Genomic DNA, 20,783 nt, shown 5'->3' with positions numbered 1-20,783 from the left:
CGTATGCTAAGGCTACGGCACGCGCCGTCCGGACAAGCAGTCGATCCCGTTTGAACCAACAGAACTGTTTCCATTTAACAAGGAAACGCTCTAGCGGTATATTTCATCATTCTCACATTTCTGGAACCAATCACGTATATTTGCATTTTCTCCCCATAGAAGAGGAGAAAACACCATGACTTTCGATCCAAATCTGCCACGCGACCCTAATCTTCGTCCGGATCGTCCGGAACTGCGTACCACACCAGAAGCCGCTCGCAAGTCGGCTGGCTGGGCACCTTGGGTAGCCGTCATCGCCGTCCTTCTCGTCGGCGGCTTCATCTGGATGCAGATGAGTGCACCTTCGACAACTGACCCAACCACAACATCGTCGACGACGCCTCCGGCTGTCACCGACCAGGCTCCGGCACCAGCGCCAATGACCCCGGCCGCTCCGCCAGCCAATAATACGACCCCTGCTTCGCCAAACACTGGCGGCACGCAGACACAGCCATAACAACTGAGGTTGTTATTTGAACGAAAAGCCGCTTGCCTCCGGGCAGGCGGTTTTTTTTGCGCTCGTCTATCGGGGCTGAAAATATCAAAAGCCTTGAAACAGAAAATCCGTTGCAGCCATGATCGCATGATCATCATCAGAAAAGCGACCGATGGTTTCGTGAATATCCCGCACGGATATGACGCCCAACATATGAGTGACCATTATCACAGTCTTTCCAGCCACTTCTAATTTGGGATTGAGGCGCAGGATCGGCTTGGGAAACTCTTCGAAAGACAGCAACGGTGCCACGACGCGTGTGTCGAGATTGTCAATGATCGTTGCCTGAAGATCAATGACCAGCGCGCCAGACTTCAGGCGATAGATATCGAAACGCGCCATCAGAACTTACGATATTGTGCCAGCGGCAAACCGTGCTTTTCGACATACTCATTAGATTGCCGAATGGCCTCGGCATTTTCCAGCCGCCACACGCGTTCACGTTCCGCTTTGATGGCCTGACTTATGCCTTCTTCGGCCGCGCGCGAAATATTGATCTTCAACTCACGCGCCTGCTCGACGAGCGCACTGTCCAAAGATAGATTGGCTGCTTTTCTGGCTGTAGACGGCATGAAAACCTCCGGCTTGATGCGCATAGTTTATACGCATCAAGCTTGAAGGCAAGATCAATCGTCTTTCATCTTCAGTGCTGCGATGAAGGCTTCCTGCGGGATGTCCACCTTGCCGAACTGGCGCATGCGCTTCTTGCCTTCCTTCTGCTTGTCCAGAAGTTTGCGCTTACGGGTGGCATCGCCACCGTAGCACTTGGCGGTCACGTCCTTGCGCATGGCCGAGATGGTTTCGCGCGCGATCACATTGCTGCCGATGGCGGCCTGGATCGGGATCTTGAACATGTGGCGCGGAATGAGGTCTTTCAGCTTTTCGCACATGTCACGGCCACGCTTTTCGGCAGCCATACGGTGCACCAGCATGGAGAGCGCATCCACCGGCTCGCCATTGACCATGATCGACATCTTCACGAGATTGCCTTCGCGGTAACCATCTAGATGGTAATCGAAGGAGGCATAGCCCTTGGAGATAGATTTCAGGCGGTCATAGAAATCGAAGACGACTTCGTTGAGCGGCAGTTCATAGGTGATCATGGCGCGCTTTCCGACATAGGTCAGCTCGGTCTGAACACCACGGCGATCCTGACAAAGCTTCAGAATACCGCCGAGATAATCATCAGGTGTCAGGATGGTCGCCTTGATCCACGGTTCGCGGATCTCGGAAATCTTGACGACATCGGGCATGTCAGCCGGATTGTGCAGCTCGCGCTCCGAACCATCCGTCATCGTCAGCTGATAGACCACCGATGGAGCCGTCGCGATGAGGTCTAGATCGAATTCGCGCTCGAGGCGTTCCTGAATGATTTCCAGATGCAAGAGGCCCAAGAAGCCGCAGCGGAAACCGAAGCCGAGAGCGGCGGACGATTCCATTTCGAAGGAGAAGGACGCATCGTTGAGGCGAAGCTTGCCCATGGCGGCGCGCAGATCTTCAAAGTCGGCGGCATCAACCGGGAACAGGCCGCAGAACACCACAGGCTGGGCAGGCTTGAAGCCCGGCAGAGCCTGCGCGGTTGGGCGCTTGTCTTCGGTGATGGTATCGCCGACGCGTGTATCGGCCACTTCCTTGATCGAACCGGTAATGAAACCGATTTCGCCCGGACCGAGGCTATCGACAGCCACCATCTTCGGCGTCAGAACGCCGACGCGCTCCACCTGATATTTCGCGTCCGTGCCCATCATGCGGATGGTCTGGCCCTTGGTCAGCACGCCATCGAGAACGCGCACGAGAACCATGACGCCGAGATAGGTGTCATACCAGCTATCGACCAGCAGAGCCTTCAACGGACCCTTTTCGCCAAGCTCGCTCTTTGGCGGCGGCAACTGGTGAACGATGGCTTCCAGAACATCGGGAATGCCGAGACCGGTCTTGGCCGAAATCAGCACGGCCTGAGATGCATCGATGCCGATGACTTCTTCGATCTGTTCCTTGATGCGCTCCGGCTCGGCAGCAGGCAAATCGATCTTGTTCAGAACCGTCACCAGTTCATGATTGTTGTCGATGGCCTGATAGACATTGGCCAGCGTCTGCGCTTCCACGCCCTGGGACGCATCCACCACCAGAAGCGAGCCTTCGCACGCCGAAAGCGAGCGCGAGACTTCGTAAGCAAAATCGACGTGGCCGGGTGTGTCGATGAGGTTCAGCACATAGATTTCGCCGTTATTCGCCTTGTAATGCAGGCGCACGGTCTGTGCCTTGATGGTGATTCCGCGTTCGCGCTCGATATCCATATTGTCGAGCACCTGCTCGGACATATCGCGCTCGGCAAGGCCGCCAGTAGACTGGATCAACCGGTCTGCCAGGGTCGATTTGCCATGGTCGATATGGGCAACGATGGAGAAGTTGCGGATATGGTCAAGCGGAGTGCGGGTCGAATTTGTGCTCATGCCCCGCGCTATAGCAGGGGCCTTTGCGCTGGAAAAGCGGGAATTTGGTTAAAAGCCTTTTAAGTTGGGCTTTTTCAGCAGGCAGACGAGCGTTAGCAGAAATGTGACAAGCGATATGGCGAGTTGAGATGCTGCATGGCACAGCTGCACGCCGGATTTCTCACCTAGCGATCCATAATTCCATCATCATGGATATTGACTCCATCATCTGAGATTTATATTCTCTCATAATGGAAAATGAAACCGACACCTTCGAACGCTCGATAGCGGATCGCATCAAATATCTGCGAACGCAGGGCAGCCTCACACTCGATCAGCTCGCCAGCGCCTCCGGCGTTAGCCGCGCCATGATCTCGCGGATCGAGCGCGGAGAAGCCAGCCCAACGGCAGCGCTACTGGCGCGGATTTGTGCAGCATTGGGCCTTTCGCTCTCCGGCTTTTTTGCGGAGGATGACGAGATCGTTTCCCCGCTGATGCGCAAACGGGATCAATCCACCTGGAAGGACCCGGAAAGCGGTTACGTACGCCGCGTCATCTCTCCCCCTCGAATGGACTCCGATATCGATATCGTCGAGGTCGATTTTCCGGCCCATGCAAGGGTCAGTTTTCCTCCACACACCGCAAGCCGCGGCATGACGCAATATGTCTGGCTGCTGGAGGGAACTCTCGAAATGACGACAGGTGCCGAGGTCTACCTGATGGAGCCTGGCGACTGCCTGTTCATGCCCGTGGGCGAAGGGCACATATTTCACAATCCGTCCGACCACCCTGCCCGCTATGCCGTGGTGCTGGACCAGCGAAAGCGCTGACATTTCAGGAGTTTTAAATGACGACTATCCGCATGCTGAACGGCGAGGAAACCCTGGCCGCACTCCCGGACCTTTGCGAAGTCCTGTCCGACTGCGTCAATGGCGGCGCCTCCGTCGGCTTCATGCTGCCCTTTGCGCCCGCAGATGCGACTGCCTTCTGGCAGAACGTGGCAAAGTCGGTGGAAAATGGCGACACGATCCATGTGGTGGCAGAGGTGGACGGCAAAATCGTCGGCACCGTGCAGGTGGGACTCTCCTCCAAACCCAACCAGCCTCACCGTGGTGACCTGATGAAACTTCTGGTGCATCGCTCCGCCCGCGGGCTTGGGCTGTCGCGCCTGCTCATGGAGCGGGTGGAAGCCGAAGCCGTCAGCCGTGGCCGTACACTTCTGGTGCTGGATACGGCCTCCGGCAGCAAGGTCGAAGCGATATACCCTCGCTACGGCTGGCAGCGCGTTGGCGTCATTCCCAATTACGCCATGCATCCCGATGGTCGTTACTGCGATACGACGTGGTTCTACAAAGACATCGGCTAGATTTTCGCCGCATCGACGCTTGCAAACATCTGCTTGGCCGCAGAACATGGCCTCATCGTTTCGAAACCGGACCATTGATGAGGGCCCAAATGACAGACACAGCGGCCAAGCCACGCATTTCCATTATCTATTGCACCCAATGCAACTGGCTCCTGCGCTCGGCATGGATGGCGCAGGAATTGCTGCATACATTCTCCGATAGTCTCGCAGAAGTCTCTCTCGTGCCCGCAACCGGCGGACGCTTCGAAATCCTGCTGGATGGAAACGTCCTATGGGAACGCAAGCGCGATGGCGGCTTCCCCGGACCAAAGGAACTCAAGCAACGGGTCCGCGATGTCATCGACCCCGACCGCGACCTCGGCCACCTCGACCGGTCCAAGAACGAAGGGCTGGATAGCTGATTCCTTTTCAGACGGCTTCATGAAGGCCTGTCGCGGGCCTCTCAATGTGTCGCCAACAGGCATCCACGACGGTTCCTCAAGTTTTTTCGCTGAAAAATCAATGATCGTCACAAAACTTCAAAATCTCTGTTGACACCAGACGGCTGCCCCCGTACATGGCTCCTCGTCGCCCAGATGGCGGAATTGGTAGACGCGCCAGCTTCAGGTGCTGGTACTCGAAAGGGTGTGGAGGTTCGAGTCCTCTTCTGGGCACCATTCCATTTTTGATCTTAGCCAGATCAATCACTTACCGAAAAATGACACTGAAAAAAATCGCCCTCGGGGCGAGGTGATGAGTGTTGTTTGTTTGGGAAACCGCCAGGCGAAAACTCATTTTTCAACGACCAAAAACGGCTTCGCGTCGTGGCTGACAAAAACACCCTAAAAAATACGATTATGGCTTACTGGCCGCCGGCGGCTGCGCCTTCGTTCGGCGAATGCTCTTCGCAGTTCGGCGTGCAGGACAGAACCGTGCGGGCGGTCTGGCGGAACACGCGCACCGTGTTGCCTTCATCGATAGAAACAAGCACGCGCTCGTCGACGATGGCATTGCCCTCGGCATCCAGCAGCACGAGATTGGTGGTACCGAAGCTGCGGCCTGTCAGAACGATGGTGGTGGCGTCTGCAACCGTGGCATCTGCGACCTTGGAATTGCCAATAATGACCTTGCTGACGGGACGATCAAGCTTCAGCACTCTGGCGTGATTCATGGAGACACGCAGCATATCGTCATCGGCAGACATCACCATTGCTGGCGTTGCGACAAGCACCGTCAGGGTAACAGCGATTCGAGCCATAAAAGCAGATGACATGGACAGGGGCAGCCTTGATTGACGCAACTTGATCAAAAACACCATGCGCGGGATTGGTGAATGAAGCGTTAAGTGCGAATCCCATAATGATATGCATCGATCACAAATTTCCGGTTGCGTCGGCTACGCCCGCCCAATGACCCATAATTGCACAAAGCATGCGTTACGTTTTGACGCACGGCGTCCAAAAAAACACGCTGAAACCCTTGGAAACAAGCGCATTCAGCCTTCTGTAAAATTTGAAAATCTGCTTTACGGTATTGTTTACTATGCTCAATTCGACATCGTATTTACCGTTTTTTAACGAGATTTTTTAAGCGGTTGGAAATCGACCTTCTGTAATTTAGGGACAACCGAACAACGGAAAACAGTTGTCGGCGTGCTGAACAACAAAACAGAGTTTAGGAGAACCCGCATGACACAGATTTTCGCTCGCTTCATGAAAGACGAGTCCGGCGCGACCGCCATTGAATACGGCCTGATCGCAGCGCTGATTTCCGTTGCTATTATCGCTGGTGCTGGCGTAGTTGGCACACAGATCGGCATTCTCTTTACCAACCTTGGTACACGCATGACGACAGCGGCGACCCGTTCTAACCAGTAAAATACAGTATGACCTAGTGGCGCCGCTTGCTGAGCGGCGTCGCTGTTGCTCTAAGCATGCGAATCATCAGGAGAAAAGATTTGCTAAATTTTGCGATCTTCTCGATTTTGCCTCTTTGCTTAGCTTTTGCTGCATTGACTGATCTCATCAGCATGACGATACCTAACAGAGTATCGGCAATTCTTCTTATTTCTTTCTTTGCAGTAAGCCCTTTCACGTCTCTGGGCTGGAATGATATCGCACTGAGTGCTGTCGCTGCAATTCTGGTTTTCTCAGTTTGTTTTTCATTGTTTGCTTTTAATATAATGGGTGGTGGTGACGCCAAACTCTTAACCGCTTGTTCCGTGTGGTTTGGCTTGAGTCTCCCCCTCGCAGTCTTTATTCTGACTGTAGCCGTATTTGGCGGTTTTCTGACTATCGGCATTATTATGCTGCGTTCACGGTCACAGGAAATCATGGCGAGTGGTTTGCCCATTCCCGACTCGTTAATTTTCGCTAAAAAAGTGCCATATGGGATCGCCATCGCAGCCGCTGGCTTGCTGACCTACCCCGAAGCGCCAATCGTACAGCTTGCAATGCAGCACATGCTGTAACGCCGATCCGGCGAAAACCACGCCGTTTATTTCTCATTAACCACAAGCCGACAGATTTTATTAACTATAATTACACCAATGGCGGGCCATGGTGAGGGCAGAGATTCTGACTCTTTCAAGGTCCCAGCATGAAGCCGTCGCGTGTCATCATTCTTTCTGTCGCTGTCCTCGCTGCCGGTCTTGCCGGTTTGCTGGCCATGCAGCTTGCGACCCCTCAGGTGGTTGAAAAAGCGGAAGCGATTATCCAGAAAGAGCCGACGGTCAATGTTCTGGTGTCCTCCGTCAATCTTCCCGTCGGCAGCCGGTTGAGCCCGGATTCCGTGCGCTGGGCACCTTGGCCACAGGGAAGCATCAACGACAGCCTCATTACAGAGACCAAAAGACCGGACGCCATTACTGAACTGACTGGCTCCATCGTGCGGCTGCCGCTGTTTGAAGGCGAGCCATTGCGCTCTGAAAAGCTGGTGGATTCCAGCACCAGCATCATGTCCTCGCTGCTGCCTGCGGGCAAACGCGCCGTCGCCACGGAAATCTCCGTCGCGACAGGTGCAGGTGGCTTCGTGCTGCCGAATGACCGTGTCGACGTCATCATGGTGCGCAAGGGCGACGCGGGCACATTCATCACGGAAAACGTTCTCAACAATGTTCGCGTTCTGGCCATCGACCAGCAGATCAAGGAAGGTGAAGGCGGCACGACTGCGGTCGTCGGCGCAACCGCGACCTTGGAACTGACGCCGGAGCAGGCGAAAATCATGACCGTCGCGCAACAGATGGCGGATCGTTTGACGCTATCCCTGCGCTCGATTGCCGATGCTCAGGACAGCGATACGAAAGCCGCCGACTATCTCTTGAGCGGTGGCTCGGGACAACCGGCAATTCAAGTGATCAAATCCGGCTCTATCGTCCGGGAAGGACAGGGAGGGTCGTCACAATGATCGCATCTCACGGATTTTTGCGCCTGAAACAGGCCATGCGCTCTTCCGTCACGGGCGGACTGGCGTTTTGTATCGCGTTTTCGGGCTTCCCCGGCATGAATGCGCCTTTCGGGCTTTCGACACATGAAGCACTTGCACAAAGCGCCAGCATCGTGCGCATCAGTGAGAGTGGCCAGGGCGTTCGCAAGCGCTTGAAGCTGGGCCTGAACAAGGCACTGGTCATCGATCTGCCGCAGGATGCGCATGATATTCTCGTGGCCGATCCCAGCATGGCTGATGCCGTGACCCGCAGTTCGCGGCGTATCTATCTGTTCGGCAAGGCCGTCGGTCAGACCAATATCTTCATTTTCGGAGATCAGGGTCAGGAAATCGTCAGCCTTGATCTCGAAGTCGAACGCGATATTTCCGGGCTTCAGGCCAATCTGCGGCGTTTCATTCCGGAATCGGATATTCGCGTCGAGATCGTATCGGACAATATCGTGCTTTCGGGAAGTGTGCGCACGCCGCAGGATTCCGCTCGCGCCGTCCAGCTCGCCTCCGCCTTCCTCAAAGGCGGTGAGGCGACCACGCGTAACATTACCGAGACAAGCCAGAGCAATGGCGATGGCGCCGTCGCCATCTTCGCTGAAGATCGCCAGCAATCCTCCATCGTCAATATGCTGACGATCGAGGGTGAAGATCAGGTGACGTTGAAGGTAACGGTTGCGGAAGTTAGCCGTCAGGTTCTGAAGCAGTTGGGCTTCAATGGTTCGATCAGCAGTTCCGGTACTAACCCCTCGGGTGGCATCGCGTTCTCGAATCCGTCGAACCTCGGCAACGCGATCGGCCTCGCGGGTACTGGCAATATAACCGGCACAATCGGCAAGCTGGCGCTCGGCAGCTATTTCAATGCAATGGAACAGGCGGGGGTCATGCGCACATTGGCAGAACCCAGCCTTACGGCGATTTCCGGTGAACAGGCCAAATTCTATGTCGGCGGAGAATTCCGTCTGGCTGCCGAACAGGAAGTGGCTTTCGACAGCACCACAGGTCAACCGACCGTCACGCGCTCAACGGATACGGTGAATTACGGTATCGAGCTGAACTTCCGACCCGTTGTCTTGTCGCCCGGACGCATAAGCCTGAAAATCGAGACCAACGTTTCCGAGCCGACCTATGAAGGCAGCGTCACGACTGGCAACGGCAGCAGCACAAGGGTTCCCGGCAGCACGTATCTGTCGATCCGCAAGCGCGAGGCCTCGACCAGCGTGGAACTTCCCTCCGGCGGTTCCATCGTCATCGCAGGTCTCGTCCAGGACAATGTGCGCCAGGCGATGTCCGGCATTCCCGGCGTTTCCAAGGTGCCGGTGCTCGGCACGCTGTTCCGTAGCAAGGACTTCATTCGTAACGAAACCGAACTCGTCATCATCGCCACGCCTTATCTGGTGCGACCGGTGTCGCGCAACGAGATCGCCCGGCCTGACGACAACTTCAACCCGGAAAACGATGCGGCCATGTATTTCATGAACCGGGTGAACAAGGTTTACGGCAACAGGCAGCAGGCTCACACACAGCCCTATCAGGGCTCGGTAGGGTTTATCTACAAATGACAAAGATATTTCAGATGAAGCCTTTCGCACACCGCCACACCATCCGCCGGGCTGGCCTCGTTCTAACCTTGCTGACGACGGCAGCGCTGGCGCAAGGCTGCGCGCGCGACCCGATGTCAACGGGTGCTATTCCAGACGACTACCGCACCCGTCACCCCATTACGCTTTCGGAAGCGCAGCACTCGCTGGATATTCCGGTCTCGTCCGGCGACAACCGCCTGACGGTGGGCATGGCCGACAATATCAAGGGCTTTGCGCAGAGCTATACGGCGACGTCCTCCGGTGTCGTGCAAATCCAGGTGCCGACGGGCTCTGCGAATTCGGCAGCCGCCTCGATCCTCAAGCGTCAGATCCGCTCGGTGCTGAACTCTTCGGGAATCCCCGCTGGCAAGATCGTCGAGACGCATTATGGCGCTGCTCCAACGGGCGACGCCGCTCCCATTCGACTGAGTTTCATTGCCATGACGGCCATGACCGGGCAGTGCGGACAATGGCCGGACGACCTCTCCAACAACACCTATTCCAACAAGAACTGGTACAATTTCGGCTGCGCCTCCCAGAACAATCTGGCGGCCCAGGTGGCCAACCCGATGGACCTTGTCGGCCCGCGCGGCATGAGCCCGATCGATGCAGAGCGCCGCTCTGTCGTCATCGGCAATTATCGTGCAGGCAAGACGACGGCAACAACGGAATGATGTCTGACAGAGAACGCATGCGGCAACGGGAAAAACAATGAGCTCGGTAGATTACGATATTCAGCGCGGACATCCCGAAGAGCCAAGCGCCGACGAGCCATTGCGCGCAGGCGACATGGATGGTTTGCGGCCTCTGCCCCGCATCTCCATCCATGCCTTTTGCGAAAGCGAGGCCATGCAGCGGCTGATGGAACGCCTTTCCAACGACAGGCGCATGACCAAGGTCAGCTTGCGTGTGACGAATGGCGAAATCGAAGCGGCTGCGACGATGTTTTCCTCCAGCCCGACGCCGAACCTCATCATTCTCGAAACGGCGCGTGAGCCCTCTAACCTGCTGAGCGATCTGGCGCCGCTGGCGGAAGTCTGCGACCCAACGACCCGCGTCATCATCGTTGGGCGTTACAATGACATTTCGCTCTATCGCGACCTCATCCGCAACGGCATTTCGGAATACCTGGTCGCGCCCATCAAGATGCCGGATCTGCTGGCCTCCATCTCGGCCATTTTCGTGGACCCCGAGGCTGAGCCGCTGGGCCGCAATATCGCTTTCATCGGCGCGAAGGGTGGTGTCGGTTCATCCACCATCGCCCACAACTGCGCCTTCGGTATATCGAGCCTGTTTTCGACCGAAACCATTCTCGCCGATCTGGATCTTCCGTTCGGCACGGCCAATATCGACTTCGACCAGGACCCTGCGCAGGGCATTGCCGAAGCGGTCTATGCGCCTGAACGGCTGGACGAGGTTTTCCTTGATCGCCTGCTGACCAAATGCTCCGAACATCTGTCCCTTCTCGCAGCCCCTTCACTTTTGGACAGGTCTTACGATTTTGAGCGGCTGACCTTTCAGCCCTTGCTGGAGCTTCTTCAGCGCAGCACGCCCATAGCCGTTCTGGACGTTCCGCACATCTGGTCGGAATGGACACAGACGGTGCTGGCGGAGGCCGACGAGGTGGTGATCACCGCGGTGCCTGATCTCGCCAATCTTCGCAACACCAAGAACCTCTTGGATGCGCTCAAAAAGCTGCGACCGAACGACAAGGTTCCGCATCTCGTGCTCAACCAGGTCGGCATGGTCAAACGCCCGGAAATCGCGCCTGCGGATTTCTTCGAGCCGCTGGAAATCGAACCGATCGCGATCATCCCCTTCGATGTGCAGCTGTTTGGCAATGCGGCCAATAGCGGGCGCATGATCAGCGAAATCGACGCAAAATCCCCGATTGCCGAAACTTTCTCGCAGATTTCCCATGTCGTGACGGGCCGATCTTCCGCGCGCAAGGCAAAGCGCGCAGGCATTGGCAAAATCATGGACCTCATAAAACGCAAATAATGCAGCGCTGCCTGTGCAGCGACATGCCGGAAGAAACATATGTTCGGAAAACGTGGCAACGAAGGCTTCTCCAGAGCCACACCCACAGGGCAGGCGGCCTCCGCCCCTGCCCCGTCTACGGTCGTCGCCACGCCACGGGCCGAGCCCGCCGAGACCATGGTGCTTGCGCCGCCTGCCCCACCGACCCACGCGGCCCCTGCGCAGGCGCGAAAGCGTGTGCGCACCGACGACTATTATCAGACAAAAGCGCAGGTCTTTTCCGCCCTGATCGACACCATCGATCTGTCGCAGCTGGCCAAGCTCGATACCGAGAGCGCGCGCGAAGAAATCCGCGATATCGTCAATGATATCATCACCATCAAGAACTTCGCGATGTCGATTTCCGAGCAGGAAGAACTGCTGGAAGACATCTGTAACGACGTTCTGGGCTATGGTCCGCTGGAGCCGCTTCTGGCCCGGGACGACATTGCCGATATCATGGTCAATGGCTCCGGCCAGACCTTCATCGAAGTCGGCGGCAAGACTATTGAATCCGATATCCGGTTTCGCGACAATGCCCAGCTTCTGTCGATCTGCCAGCGCATCGTCAGCCAGGTTGGCCGCCGTGTGGATGAATCGAGCCCGATCTGCGACGCCCGTCTGCCGGATGGTTCGCGCGTCAACGTCATTGCCCCGCCGCTTGCCATCGATGGTCCGGCGCTGACGATCCGTAAGTTCAAGAAGGACAAGCTGACGCTCGATCAGCTGGTGCGCTTCGGTGCCATCACACCGGAAGGTGCGGTTCTGCTGCAAATCATTGGGCGCGTTCGCTGCAATGTCGTCATTTCAGGCGGCACCGGTTCGGGCAAGACGACGCTTCTGAACTGCCTGACGAGCTATATCGACAAGACCGAACGCGTCATCACCTGCGAAGACACCGCCGAACTGCAGCTTCAACAGCCGCATGTGGTGCGTCTGGAAACCCGCCCGCCGAACATTGAAGGCGAAGGCGAAATCACCATGCGTGATCTCGTCAAGAACTGCCTGCGTATGCGCCCTGAACGAATCATCGTCGGCGAAGTGCGTGGACCTGAAGTCTTCGATCTGTTGCAGGCCATGAACACCGGTCACGACGGCTCCATGGGCACGATCCACGCCAACACCCCGCGTGAGTGTCTCAGCCGTATGGAATCGATGATCGCCATGGGAGGCTTCAGCCTTCCCGCCAAGACCGTGCGCGAGATCATTTCCGGCTCGGTCGATATCGTCATTCAGGCTGCCCGTCTTCGCGATGGCTCGCGCCGCATCACCCAGATCACCGAAGTGCTGGGCATGGAAGGGGATGTCATCATCACCCAGGATTTGATGCGCTACGAAATCGACGGCGAAGATGCGGGCGGCAAGTTGCTGGGCCGCCATGTTTCCACCGGCATCAGCAAGCCGCATTTCTGGGATCGCGCCCGTTATTTCAACGAGGAAAAGCGCCTTGCGGCGGCTCTCGATGAAATGGAAAGCAAGTCTCAATAAATTAAAGCGTGCCAGCGTCAGGGGACGAACGGCAGGCTCAAGGCCAAGGCGGACAGTAAATGAACATGACGGTGATGCTGCTTGTGATCCTCGTCGCCGTTTCGGCAGGCGCGATGGCCTATGTCTTTCTGTTCCCGCAAATCGAAGTCGAGAAGAAGACCGCAAACCGCGTGAACCGCGTCAAATCCGCGGAAACCGACCACACCAAGATCAAGGCAGCCCGCGACCGCGTTCAGGAAATGAGCAAGCGTCGAAAATCCGTTCAGGATACGCTGAAGGATTTGGAGAAGAAGCAGAACGAGAAGTCCAAAGACCGGAAGGACACAAGTCTGCGCGGCAGGCTCGCTCAGGCCGGTCTCTCGATCTCCATTCAGAAATTCTATTTCATGAGCGCGGGGCTTGGGCTCTCCGTCTTTCTCGTCGCCTTGCTCTACGCGGCGCCACTGCTGCTGGCGCTGGGCGGGGGCATTGTCGGCGCGCTCGGCCTGCCACGCTGGGTGTTGGGCTTTCTGGTCAAGCGGCGGCAGAACAAGTTTCTGGAAGAGTTTCCAAACGCGCTTGACGTCATGTACCGCTCCATCAAATCCGGTCTGCCGTTGAACGATTCCGTTCGGCTGATTGCGTCCGATGGGCAGGAGCCGGTCAAGACCGAGTTCCAGCGCGTCGTGGAAGCGCAGCAGGTGGGCATGAGCATTCCCGAAGGCATCAACCGCATGATGCTGACCATGCCACTGCCGGAAGTGAACTTCTTCGGCACCGTCATCACCATTCAGGCGCAGGCGGGCGGTAACCTTTCCGAAGCGCTCGCCAATCTTTCCAAGGTGCTGCGTGAGCGGCGCAAAATGAAGGCCAAGGTCGCTGCACTTTCCATGGAAGCCAAGGCGTCTGCCGTCATCATCGGCGCTCTGCCCTTCATCGTGGCGACGCTCGTTTACCTCACCTCACCAGACTACATCATGGTTCTGTTTACCGATCCGCGTGGGCATCTCATTCTGGGCGCATCGGCGATCTGGATGTCCATCGGCATCGTCATCATGCGCCAGATGATCAACTTCGATATTTGAGGCGGTAGCACTATGTCAGAACAACTTGCAGCTAGCCTCACCAACCCGCACCTCATCATCGCCATTCTGGTGTCTGTGGCCGTGTTTGCCACCTTCTATACGCTGGCCATCCCCTATTTCGAAAAGGGCGACCTCAACAAGCGCATGAAGGCCGTCTCCACCGAGCGCGACCAGATCAGAAGCCGCGAACGCGACCGTATGAGCGAGGCCGCAAAGGGTGGCAAGGCGTCGCTGCGCGCCAACAACAACAAGTCGGCACGGCGCATCGTGGAGCGCTTCAACCTGCGCGAAGCGCTGGTGGATGCTAATACGGTCAACAAGCTGCGCGCTGCCGGTTATCGATCCCAGAACGCGCTCAACACCTTTCTGGCAGCCCGTTTCATCCTGCCCTTCGTTTTTCTGATCCTCGCTTTCCTATGGGTCTTCGTCGCCGGAAACTTGATCACAAGGCCGTTTGGCCTGCGTCTCATGGCCGTGCTGGGTTTCGGCTATCTCGGCTTCTATGCACCCAATATTTTCATCTCCAACCAGATGTCCAAGCGCCAGAAATCCATCAAGCGCGCTTGGCCGGATGCGCTCGATCTGATGCTGATCTGCGTGGAGTCAGGCGTATCGATGGAAGCGGCCATGCGCCGCGTGGCCGAGGAAATGGCCGACCAGTCGCCAGAACTCGCCGAGGAAATGGTGCTGACGACGGCGGAGCTGTCCTTCCTTCAGGACCGGCGAACAGCGCTTGAGAACCTCGGCATTCGCACCCAGCTGGATGGCGTAAAAAGCGTGGTGCAGGCGCTGATCCAGGCGGAACGCTACGGCACACCCTTGGCGCAGGCGCTGCGCGTTCTGGCCCAGGAAGGCCGTGACGAGCGCATGAACGAAGCGGAAAAGAAGGCCTCCGCCCTGCCCCCAAAGCTCACCGTGCCGATGATCCTGTTCTTCCTGCCCGTCCTCGTTGCCGTCATTCTCGGCCCTGCGGGCATTCGGATTTCCGATACGTTCTGATGACGACGGACAAACGAAAAAAAAGCGACCTTCAAGGCCGCTTTTTTAGCTATAAATCTTACGATTATCAGTTGGTCGCCGTCTTCTTGTTTTTGTCGGACAGTTGCGACCAGGCGTTCTGCTGAGACAGCATGCCACGGAGATAGGTGAGATTGGCCTGTGCCTGCTGGGCGGAAAGTTCCTGCATGGCGATGCGCTCGGCTTCTTCGAACCGGCCCTGCAAACCAACGACGAGCGCCAGATTCTGTCTGATGCGGCTGTCTGCTCCCGGCTGGGAGGCGGCGGATCGCATGTAGGTTTCTGCGGTGCGCGGATCGCTCTGAAGCACGTAGGACATGCCGAGATTGGACAGAATGCTCGGGTCGTTGGGCTTCAGATCCAAGGCTTGGCGATACTTGGCCCGTGCTTCGTTGGAGCGGCCAAGCTGGTCCAGCACCGCACCTTCGGCAGAATAAAGACGCCAATCGGGGCGATCGGGCGTCTGTGCACGGCCGATGGTGCCGAGTGCCTGCTCCAGCTGTCCGGCAGCGGCCTGCGCCTTGCCATAGGAGGCGAGAACCTCACGGTCGGCTGGATAGGCAATGGCGACCTGCTGCATCACGGCGAGAGCCTGTGTGTTCTTGCCGGTCATCATCAGAAGATTGGCGTAGTTGAGCCCGGTGTTGCGATCCTTAGGGTTGCGCTCATAGGCTTTGCCCGTGGTGGCCTCTGCCTGTCGCAACTGCTCCATGTTCATCTGATCATAGGAATGGGAGACAGGGGCAATCGATCCCGTCGACATGCGATCCGGCTTGTTGGTGGAACATCCTGCAAGCGAAAGGGCAAGCACGGCCGCGCAGACACCGCGAAGCAGCGTTTTGTGGCGGGCTGAAATGTTAGAAACAGCAATCATGACATTGCCCCGGCTTTCGGTTTGGATCGAAATGGGCGGCATGGCATAATGAAATGCGACGCAACCCTCGCTCCAGCAATAATCTGTTAACCCTAACAGAGTGTTAATTTGCCGATTCCAGACCTTTACGAAAGCAGCCTAATGCCTCCCTATCAATTTATCGAACGCACCACGCCTTTCAGTTCCAAAGCAGGCAAGACGCTGCCGGTTTTTGCCGTGACGCCCGCCCATATCGAACAGGGTGCGATTGATCCGATTGCGCTGGATTGGGCACGCAAGGCAGGCTTCAAGGCAGATGCGGGTGCAATTCTTTTGATCCCGTCTGCAGAAGGTGCCCTCGGTGGCGCGCTTATGGGTCTCGGCACCAACCCATCCGAACTGCCTTTCATCAGCGGTAAACTGGCGAGAGAATTGCCGGAGGGCGACTGGCACATCGAAACGGCACCGCTGACGGTCAATCGCCTGATGCTGGGCTTTGGTCTCGGCGCCTATCACTTCGACAAATACCGCACAGTGAAGAGCAATGGCGCGAAGCTTCTGATCCCGCGCGATGCGGAAGATGCGGAAATCAAGCGCATTCTGGCCGGCGTCTATCTGGCCCGCGACCTCATCAACGTGCCCGCAAACGACATGGGGCCAGATCAGCTGGAAATCGCCTTCCGCAGCCTTGCCGCCCATTACAAGGCGCAGGTTTCCGTGGTTGCCGGCGATGACCTGCTGAAGGAAAACTTCCCGCTTGTTCATGCGGTCGGTCGCGCCAGCGAAAGCGCGCCGCGCCTTCTGGAAATGACATGGGGCAAGAAGGGCAATCCGCGCCTGACACTGGTCGGCAAGGGCGTGTGCTTCGATACCGGTGGCCTCGACATCAAGCCCTCCTCCTCCATGGCCCTGATGAAGAAGGACATGGGCGGCGCGGCCAATGTGCTGGGCCTGGCCCTGATGATCATGGATGCCCGCCTACCTGTCGACCTGCGCGTCATCGTGCCTGCGGTGGAAAACTCCATCTCTGCAAACGCTTTCCGCCCGGGCGATATCTACCAGAGCCGCAAGGGGCTGACGGTCCAGATCGACAATACCGATGCCGAAGGCCGCCTCATTCTGGCCGATGCGCTTGCTTATGCGGATGAAGATGCGCCTGATCTGATGATCGACATGGCGACATTGACGGGTGCAGCCCGCGTCGCACTCGGCCCTGACGTACCGCCCTTCTTCACCGATGACGAAGACCTGGCCCACAGCATTGCCGATGCCAGCATGGATGTGGATGATCCCTTGTGGCGCCTGCCGCTTTACATGGGCTACGACAAGGATATCCGCTCCCGCGCAGCCGACATTACCAATGCGCCAGCGGGCGGCATGGCCGGATCGATTACAGCGGCCCTCTTCCTCAAGCGTTTCGTAACAAGCACGAAGAAATGGGTGCATTTCGATATTTACGGCTGGTCTCTCAGCGACCGCTCACACTCGTCGGTCGGCGGCGAGGCACAGGCCATCCGCGCCCTGTTCCATTACATCTCGCGCAGCTTCGCCAAGAAGTAACAGGGCGGTCACTGCAAGCCTGACAGGTGCTTTCGAGATGCCCAGACAAGCCTCTGGGCATCTGCAAATCCTGTCATTTTCCATGTCCATCAAACATGCTTGCCACACACGGCATTTCGTCTTATTTTGCAGCCGTCGCGAAAAGCGGCTGCTTCCCTTGATCCGCTCAGTAGCGGAGTAAACAGGTGGACGAATTGTCGTCCAGGCGGTCAAGCACACGCCACTTTGGTCGTTCAAGACCACTGTCGGCCAGCGGTTCCAAACACAGCATATCAACCCAATCGCAAGCCATCAGGCCGAGCGCCTTCGCGTGCTTGCGTTGACTGGAACTCGTCATGAGCAAATCCCTTATTGTCATCTTCGCTGCCATCGTCCTCGATGCCGTTGGCATCGGTCTCATCTTTCCAATTCTTCCAACACTCTTGCAAAGCGTGACCCATGCCGAAAACGTGGCTGCCTATATCGGCGTGATGGCGGCACTTTATGCGGCCATGCAGTTCGTTTTCGCCCCTGTGCTCGGCTCGCTGAGCGACCGGCTGGGCCGTCGCCCGGTCCTCCTGATCTCGCTGGCGGGTGCCGCCATCAACTATCTTTTCCTCGCCTTTGCCCCAAGTCTGTGGATGCTGCTGCTCGGTCGCGCCATCGCTGGGTTGACCAGCGCCAATGTGTCTGTGGCGAGTGCCTACATCACCGATATCTCGCCTGAAGACACACGCGCCACCCGGTTCGGCCTTCTCAACGCCATGTTCGGCATTGGCTTCATCATCGGTCCCATACTGGGCGGCGCGCTTGGTGAGTACTGGGTGCGACTACCCTTCATCGCCGCCGCGGTGCTGAACGGGTTCAATCTGCTGCTGGCATTCTTCGTGCTGCCGGAATCGCGCAAACCAAGCCGTGAGGCGATCGACCTTGCCGCACTCAATCCGCTTCGTCCATTGCGCTGGGTGTTTTCGCTGAGACGCGTTCTGCCCATCGTCTTCGTGTTTTTTATCTTCAGCGCCGCCGGTGAAGCCTATGGCACATCATGGGCGCTGTGGGGTGCCGACACCTTCCAGTGGAACGGGCTTTCCATCGGCCTGTCGCTCGGCACGTTCGGGGTCTGCCAGGCGCTTTCGCAGGCGTTTCTTCCGGGTCCTGCGGTCAAACTGCTGGGTGAGCGCAATGCCATTCTGACCGGCATCACCTGCGCCTGCGTTTCGTTGATCGTCATGGCCTTTGCCACGCAGGGATGGGTCATCTTTGCGATCATGCCCATATTTGCACTTGCTGGCATCGGCGTGCCGGCATTGCAATCTCTCGCCACCCGTCAGGTGGACGCCAGCCAGCAGGGACAATTTCAGGGCGTACTGGCATCTATCGTCAGTCTGGCTTCCATCGTGGCACCGCTGTTCTTTTCCAGCTTCTATTTCGTGGTCAGGGAGCAATGGCCGGGTGCGATCTGGCTGTCGGTCGTCACCATTTACGCCATCAGCATACCGCTGGTGCTGAGCCTGAAATTCAGATCACAGCAGGCTGAGGCGGCGTCCGTGTGAAACGCACGTCGCATCTTTAAACGACGACGTCCTGTTCCTTGCGGTCTTCTTGACCGAAGAATTTCAGGTATCGTTGCACTTCTTGCGGCTCGCCGGTGGCCTTTTGCGGATTGTCGGAAAGCTTGACGGCCGGGCGGCCGTTGGCATCGATGACCTTGCACACCACAGAGATGGGCTTGAGGCTTTCGATGGTTTTGGGCGCGCAGCCTGCGAAGTCGTTCGTCAGGTTCGTGCCCCAGCCGAAGCTCATGCGCACGCGGCCTTCGAAGTGTTTGTAGGTGTCGATGATGGCATCCACATCCAGACCGTCGGAGAAAATCAGCAGCTTCTTCTTCGGGTCGCGGTTCATCTTCTGCCACCAGTCGATGATCTTTTCGCCACCTTCGATAGGCGGAGCGCTGTCGGGACGGAAGCCGGTCCAGTCCGCCACCCATTCGGGCGCGTTGCGCAGGAAAGCCGCAGTGCCGAAAGCGTCCGGCAGCACGATCAGCAGGTTGCCGCCGTAAAGCCGGTTCCAGTCCTTCATCACCTGATAGGGTGCTGCAGCCAGTTCCTCGTCGTTCTGGGCGAGTGCCGCAACCACCATCGGCAGCTCATGCGCATTGGTACCCACGGCTTCCAGATCGGAATCCATAGCCAGCAATACATTGCTGGTGCCGGTAAAGGCCGGGCCGATGCCTTCTTTCAGCGCTTCCACGCACCAGCGCTGCCAGAGGAAACTGTGGCGGCGGCGGGTGCCGAAATCGGAAATGCGCAGGCCCGGCAATTCGCGCAGGCGCTCCACCTTTTCCCACATCTTGGCCTTTGCGCGGGCATAGAGAACATCCAGCGTGAAGTAACCGAGCGATCGCATGGCGCTGCGCGAACGAAGCTCATTGATGATGGCAAGGGCTGGGATTTCCCATAGCGTGGTATCCATCCAGCGCCCGTGGAAATTCAGCTCATACTGCCCGTCACGCTTGAACAGCTCATATTCCGGCAGCTGATAGCTATCCAGCCACGACAGGAACTCAGGCTCGAAAATCTGCGAACGGCCATAGAAGGTATTACCCGCCAGCCAGATGCTTTCCTTTTTGGAAAGGCGCAGGCTGCGGGCGTGATCCAGTTGTTCGCGCAGCTCCATCTCGTCGATTTCATCGGCAAGCTTGACGGTCTTGGTGCGGTTGATCAGCGAGAAGGTCGCATTCACCTCTGGATACAGCTTCCAGATCATCTGCAACATCAGCAGCTTGTAGAAGTCCGTGTCGATAAGGCTGCGGACGATGGGGTCGAGCTTCCAGGTGTGGTTGTGAACACGGGTCGCTATGTCTGTCTTCGTCATTGCTGCTGCTATCCCCCGCACCGGACAAAACCGGTGTCGCCGCGCATTTCGAAAGGCGTTGAGCCTTCAGGAGCCTGATCTGCTCCGGAGACAAAGACTTATCTGATAAAACAGCGGCAAGTCCAGACCGGTTTCAGCAAAGACGGTTCTGGCTGGCGGTTAGAAATCCACCGCAGGCGGGTTGATGCCGGGATACCAGTCCTTCGAGGTCGGTACCCGCGTGCCGGTCGCCGTCACACCGGCAGACCCGGTGCAGCGATAGCCCTGCACGGCCAGCCCGCGACTGCCAAAAACGTCGCGGTAAGGACCATCCGGGTAGCTCGAAATCACCGGGGCCGAATGGCAGGTGTAACGTTCTTTTGGCTGCAACGTTTTGGGGTCTTTCACGCCCGGAAGATTGGCATAGGCATCGGGGGCAGGCATGTAACCGTTTTCATAAACGGTCTGTGCCTGACCGGTCGCAGCACAAGATAGACTGGCGAAAAAGAAAGCCGCGATGCTGATTGCTGGTCGTGCCATTGGGGTGGTCCTGCCGAATGTTCTATCCCTGTTATATAGAACGACAATCGCGCCAAAACAGCGGATCGATGCAAACGTTTTCG

At 57.2% G+C, this 20,783-nt stretch carries 22 protein-coding genes and 1 tRNA gene; 16 read left to right on the top strand and 7 right to left on the bottom strand.

Features of this window, described 5'->3' with window-relative positions; translation table 11 throughout:
• Positions 1 to 175 precede the first annotated feature (175 nt).
• Positions 176 to 496, top strand: coding sequence for a hypothetical protein (locus tag ABUK73_RS17055; RefSeq protein WP_113086347.1), 321 nt, complete (start codon positions 176 to 178; stop codon positions 494 to 496).
• A gap of 84 nt (positions 497 to 580) precedes the next feature.
• Here ABUK73_RS17055 and ABUK73_RS17050 read toward each other — a convergent pair whose 3' ends face one another.
• The 3 genes from ABUK73_RS17050 to lepA are packed head-to-tail and all read right to left on the bottom strand — an operon-like array spanning position 581 to position 3,000.
• The gene (locus tag ABUK73_RS17050; RefSeq protein ID WP_113086346.1) at positions 581 to 877 is read right to left on the bottom strand and encodes a CcdB family protein; all 297 of its coding nucleotides are present in this window, start codon (positions 875 to 877) and stop codon (positions 581 to 583) included.
• On the bottom strand, positions 877 to 1,107 hold the full coding sequence (locus ABUK73_RS17045; RefSeq protein WP_353578315.1) for a type II toxin-antitoxin system CcdA family antitoxin: 231 nt from the start codon (positions 1,105 to 1,107) through the stop codon (positions 877 to 879). Before ABUK73_RS17045 ends, ABUK73_RS17050 begins: the two co-directional genes overlap by 1 nt.
• Before the next feature lie 54 nt (positions 1,108 to 1,161).
• Complete coding sequence (gene lepA, locus ABUK73_RS17040; RefSeq protein ID WP_353578314.1) at positions 1,162 to 3,000, bottom strand: translation elongation factor 4; 1,839 nt, start codon at positions 2,998 to 3,000, stop codon at positions 1,162 to 1,164.
• A 218-nt stretch (positions 3,001 to 3,218) separates the two neighbouring features.
• On the opposite strand from lepA, the gene ABUK73_RS17035 reads away from it, so the two are divergent.
• The 4 genes from ABUK73_RS17035 to ABUK73_RS17020 all read left to right on the top strand — a co-directional run bounded on the left by ABUK73_RS17035 (position 3,219) and on the right by ABUK73_RS17020 (position 4,989).
• Positions 3,219 to 3,797 carry a helix-turn-helix domain-containing protein gene (locus ABUK73_RS17035; protein WP_353578305.1) on the top strand — a complete coding sequence of 193 codons (579 nt, stop codon included), beginning with the start codon at positions 3,219 to 3,221 and terminating at the stop codon, positions 3,795 to 3,797.
• Between the two features lie 17 nt (positions 3,798 to 3,814).
• Positions 3,815 to 4,333, top strand: coding sequence for a GNAT family N-acetyltransferase (locus ABUK73_RS17030; RefSeq protein WP_353578304.1), 519 nt, complete (start codon positions 3,815 to 3,817; stop codon positions 4,331 to 4,333).
• Between the two features lie 89 nt (positions 4,334 to 4,422).
• Entirely contained in the window at positions 4,423 to 4,734 is a 312-nt protein-coding gene (locus ABUK73_RS17025) for a SelT/SelW/SelH family protein (protein ID WP_353578303.1), read from the top strand.
• Positions 4,735 to 4,902: 168 nt separating this feature from the next.
• Positions 4,903 to 4,989: transfer RNA gene (locus tag ABUK73_RS17020), tRNA-Leu, on the top strand.
• 185 nt (positions 4,990 to 5,174) lie between these two features.
• On the opposite strand, the gene ABUK73_RS17015 is transcribed toward ABUK73_RS17020, so the two are convergent.
• A complete protein-coding gene (locus ABUK73_RS17015) occupies positions 5,175 to 5,570 on the bottom strand; it encodes a pilus assembly protein N-terminal domain-containing protein (protein WP_353578313.1) in 396 nt (131 codons plus the stop codon).
• A gap of 430 nt (positions 5,571 to 6,000) precedes the next feature.
• Here ABUK73_RS17015 and ABUK73_RS17010 point away from each other — a divergent pair, with 430 nt between their 5' ends.
• The 9 genes from ABUK73_RS17010 to ABUK73_RS16970 all read left to right on the top strand — a co-directional run bounded on the left by ABUK73_RS17010 (position 6,001) and on the right by ABUK73_RS16970 (position 14,897).
• A complete protein-coding gene (locus ABUK73_RS17010) occupies positions 6,001 to 6,189 on the top strand; it encodes a Flp family type IVb pilin (protein WP_353578302.1) in 189 nt (62 codons plus the stop codon).
• Between the two features lie 56 nt (positions 6,190 to 6,245).
• Entirely contained in the window at positions 6,246 to 6,782 is a 537-nt protein-coding gene (locus ABUK73_RS17005; protein ID WP_454892384.1) for an A24 family peptidase, read from the top strand.
• A gap of 128 nt (positions 6,783 to 6,910) precedes the next feature.
• A complete protein-coding gene (gene cpaB, locus ABUK73_RS17000; protein WP_353578301.1) occupies positions 6,911 to 7,717 on the top strand; it encodes a Flp pilus assembly protein CpaB in 807 nt (268 codons plus the stop codon).
• The gene (locus ABUK73_RS16995; RefSeq protein WP_353578300.1) at positions 7,714 to 9,306 is read left to right on the top strand and encodes a type II and III secretion system protein family protein; all 1,593 of its coding nucleotides are present in this window, start codon (positions 7,714 to 7,716) and stop codon (positions 9,304 to 9,306) included. Before cpaB ends, ABUK73_RS16995 begins: the two co-directional genes overlap by 4 nt.
• Positions 9,307 to 9,320: 14 nt before the next feature.
• Positions 9,321 to 10,001, top strand: a complete 681-nt coding sequence (locus tag ABUK73_RS16990; RefSeq protein WP_353578299.1) for a CpaD family pilus assembly protein — start codon at positions 9,321 to 9,323, stop codon at positions 9,999 to 10,001.
• A 37-nt stretch (positions 10,002 to 10,038) separates the two neighbouring features.
• On the top strand, positions 10,039 to 11,328 hold the full coding sequence (locus ABUK73_RS16985; RefSeq protein ID WP_353578298.1) for an AAA family ATPase: 1,290 nt from the start codon (positions 10,039 to 10,041) through the stop codon (positions 11,326 to 11,328).
• A 39-nt stretch (positions 11,329 to 11,367) separates the two neighbouring features.
• A complete protein-coding gene (locus tag ABUK73_RS16980) occupies positions 11,368 to 12,834 on the top strand; it encodes a CpaF family protein (protein WP_353578297.1) in 1,467 nt (488 codons plus the stop codon).
• A gap of 59 nt (positions 12,835 to 12,893) precedes the next feature.
• Positions 12,894 to 13,898, top strand: a complete 1,005-nt coding sequence (locus tag ABUK73_RS16975; RefSeq protein WP_353578296.1) for a type II secretion system F family protein — start codon at positions 12,894 to 12,896, stop codon at positions 13,896 to 13,898.
• A gap of 12 nt (positions 13,899 to 13,910) precedes the next feature.
• Positions 13,911 to 14,897 (top strand): type II secretion system F family protein, encoded by a 987-nt coding sequence (locus ABUK73_RS16970; protein WP_353578295.1) that lies wholly within the window; start codon positions 13,911 to 13,913, stop codon positions 14,895 to 14,897.
• Between the two features lie 67 nt (positions 14,898 to 14,964).
• Here ABUK73_RS16970 and ABUK73_RS16965 read toward each other — a convergent pair whose 3' ends face one another.
• A complete protein-coding gene (locus ABUK73_RS16965; protein ID WP_353578294.1) occupies positions 14,965 to 15,789 on the bottom strand; it encodes a tetratricopeptide repeat protein in 825 nt (274 codons plus the stop codon).
• A 141-nt stretch (positions 15,790 to 15,930) separates the two neighbouring features.
• Here ABUK73_RS16965 and ABUK73_RS16960 point away from each other — a divergent pair, with 141 nt between their 5' ends.
• Together ABUK73_RS16960 and ABUK73_RS16955 are read left to right on the top strand one after the other, a co-directional pair.
• Positions 15,931 to 17,328 (top strand): leucyl aminopeptidase family protein, encoded by a 1,398-nt coding sequence (locus ABUK73_RS16960; protein WP_113086331.1) that lies wholly within the window; start codon positions 15,931 to 15,933, stop codon positions 17,326 to 17,328.
• A 335-nt stretch (positions 17,329 to 17,663) separates the two neighbouring features.
• Positions 17,664 to 18,860, top strand: a complete 1,197-nt coding sequence (locus ABUK73_RS16955) for a TCR/Tet family MFS transporter (protein WP_353578293.1) — start codon at positions 17,664 to 17,666, stop codon at positions 18,858 to 18,860.
• A 16-nt stretch (positions 18,861 to 18,876) separates the two neighbouring features.
• On the opposite strand, the gene pncB is transcribed toward ABUK73_RS16955, so the two are convergent.
• Together pncB and ABUK73_RS16945 are read right to left on the bottom strand one after the other, a co-directional pair.
• Positions 18,877 to 20,181, bottom strand: coding sequence for a nicotinate phosphoribosyltransferase (gene pncB / locus ABUK73_RS16950; protein WP_353578292.1), 1,305 nt, complete (start codon positions 20,179 to 20,181; stop codon positions 18,877 to 18,879).
• Positions 20,182 to 20,340: 159 nt separating this feature from the next.
• On the bottom strand, positions 20,341 to 20,700 hold the full coding sequence (locus ABUK73_RS16945) for a hypothetical protein (protein ID WP_353578291.1): 360 nt from the start codon (positions 20,698 to 20,700) through the stop codon (positions 20,341 to 20,343).
• Positions 20,701 to 20,783: the final 83 nt, after the last annotated feature.

Origin of the sequence: Agrobacterium vacciniicorymbosi (assembly GCF_040427045.1) — a bacterium.
Taxonomy (GTDB): Bacteria; Pseudomonadota; Alphaproteobacteria; order Rhizobiales; family Rhizobiaceae; genus Agrobacterium.
This window is presented reverse-complemented; position numbering and strand designations above follow the sequence as displayed.

Excerpts from the sequence above, each read along its gene's own strand:
- ABUK73_RS17055 (WP_113086347.1), top strand. The coding sequence starts at position 176 with ATGACTTTCGATCCAAATCTGCCACGCGACCCTAATCTTCGTCCGGAT.
- ABUK73_RS17050 (WP_113086346.1), bottom strand. The coding sequence starts at position 877 with ATGGCGCGTTTCGATATCTATCGCCTGAAGTCTGGCGCGCTGGTCATT.
- ABUK73_RS17045 (WP_353578315.1), bottom strand. The coding sequence starts at position 1,107 with ATGCCGTCTACAGCCAGAAAAGCAGCCAATCTATCTTTGGACAGTGCG.
- ABUK73_RS17035 (WP_353578305.1), top strand. The coding sequence starts at position 3,219 with ATGGAAAATGAAACCGACACCTTCGAACGCTCGATAGCGGATCGCATC.
- ABUK73_RS17030 (WP_353578304.1), top strand. The coding sequence starts at position 3,815 with ATGACGACTATCCGCATGCTGAACGGCGAGGAAACCCTGGCCGCACTC.
- ABUK73_RS17025 (WP_353578303.1), top strand. The coding sequence starts at position 4,423 with ATGACAGACACAGCGGCCAAGCCACGCATTTCCATTATCTATTGCACC.
- ABUK73_RS17015 (WP_353578313.1), bottom strand. The coding sequence starts at position 5,570 with ATGGCTCGAATCGCTGTTACCCTGACGGTGCTTGTCGCAACGCCAGCA.
- ABUK73_RS17010 (WP_353578302.1), top strand. The coding sequence starts at position 6,001 with ATGACACAGATTTTCGCTCGCTTCATGAAAGACGAGTCCGGCGCGACC.
- ABUK73_RS17005 (WP_454892384.1), top strand. The coding sequence starts at position 6,246 with ATGCGAATCATCAGGAGAAAAGATTTGCTAAATTTTGCGATCTTCTCG.
- cpaB (WP_353578301.1), top strand. The coding sequence starts at position 6,911 with ATGAAGCCGTCGCGTGTCATCATTCTTTCTGTCGCTGTCCTCGCTGCC.
- ABUK73_RS16995 (WP_353578300.1), top strand. The coding sequence starts at position 7,714 with ATGATCGCATCTCACGGATTTTTGCGCCTGAAACAGGCCATGCGCTCT.
- ABUK73_RS16990 (WP_353578299.1), top strand. The coding sequence starts at position 9,321 with ATGAAGCCTTTCGCACACCGCCACACCATCCGCCGGGCTGGCCTCGTT.
- ABUK73_RS16985 (WP_353578298.1), top strand. The coding sequence starts at position 10,039 with ATGAGCTCGGTAGATTACGATATTCAGCGCGGACATCCCGAAGAGCCA.
- ABUK73_RS16980 (WP_353578297.1), top strand. The coding sequence starts at position 11,368 with ATGTTCGGAAAACGTGGCAACGAAGGCTTCTCCAGAGCCACACCCACA.
- ABUK73_RS16975 (WP_353578296.1), top strand. The coding sequence starts at position 12,894 with ATGAACATGACGGTGATGCTGCTTGTGATCCTCGTCGCCGTTTCGGCA.
- ABUK73_RS16970 (WP_353578295.1), top strand. The coding sequence starts at position 13,911 with ATGTCAGAACAACTTGCAGCTAGCCTCACCAACCCGCACCTCATCATC.
- ABUK73_RS16965 (WP_353578294.1), bottom strand. The coding sequence starts at position 15,789 with ATGATTGCTGTTTCTAACATTTCAGCCCGCCACAAAACGCTGCTTCGC.
- ABUK73_RS16960 (WP_113086331.1), top strand. The coding sequence starts at position 15,931 with ATGCCTCCCTATCAATTTATCGAACGCACCACGCCTTTCAGTTCCAAA.
- ABUK73_RS16955 (WP_353578293.1), top strand. The coding sequence starts at position 17,664 with ATGAGCAAATCCCTTATTGTCATCTTCGCTGCCATCGTCCTCGATGCC.
- pncB (WP_353578292.1), bottom strand. The coding sequence starts at position 20,181 with ATGACGAAGACAGACATAGCGACCCGTGTTCACAACCACACCTGGAAG.
- ABUK73_RS16945 (WP_353578291.1), bottom strand. The coding sequence starts at position 20,700 with ATGGCACGACCAGCAATCAGCATCGCGGCTTTCTTTTTCGCCAGTCTA.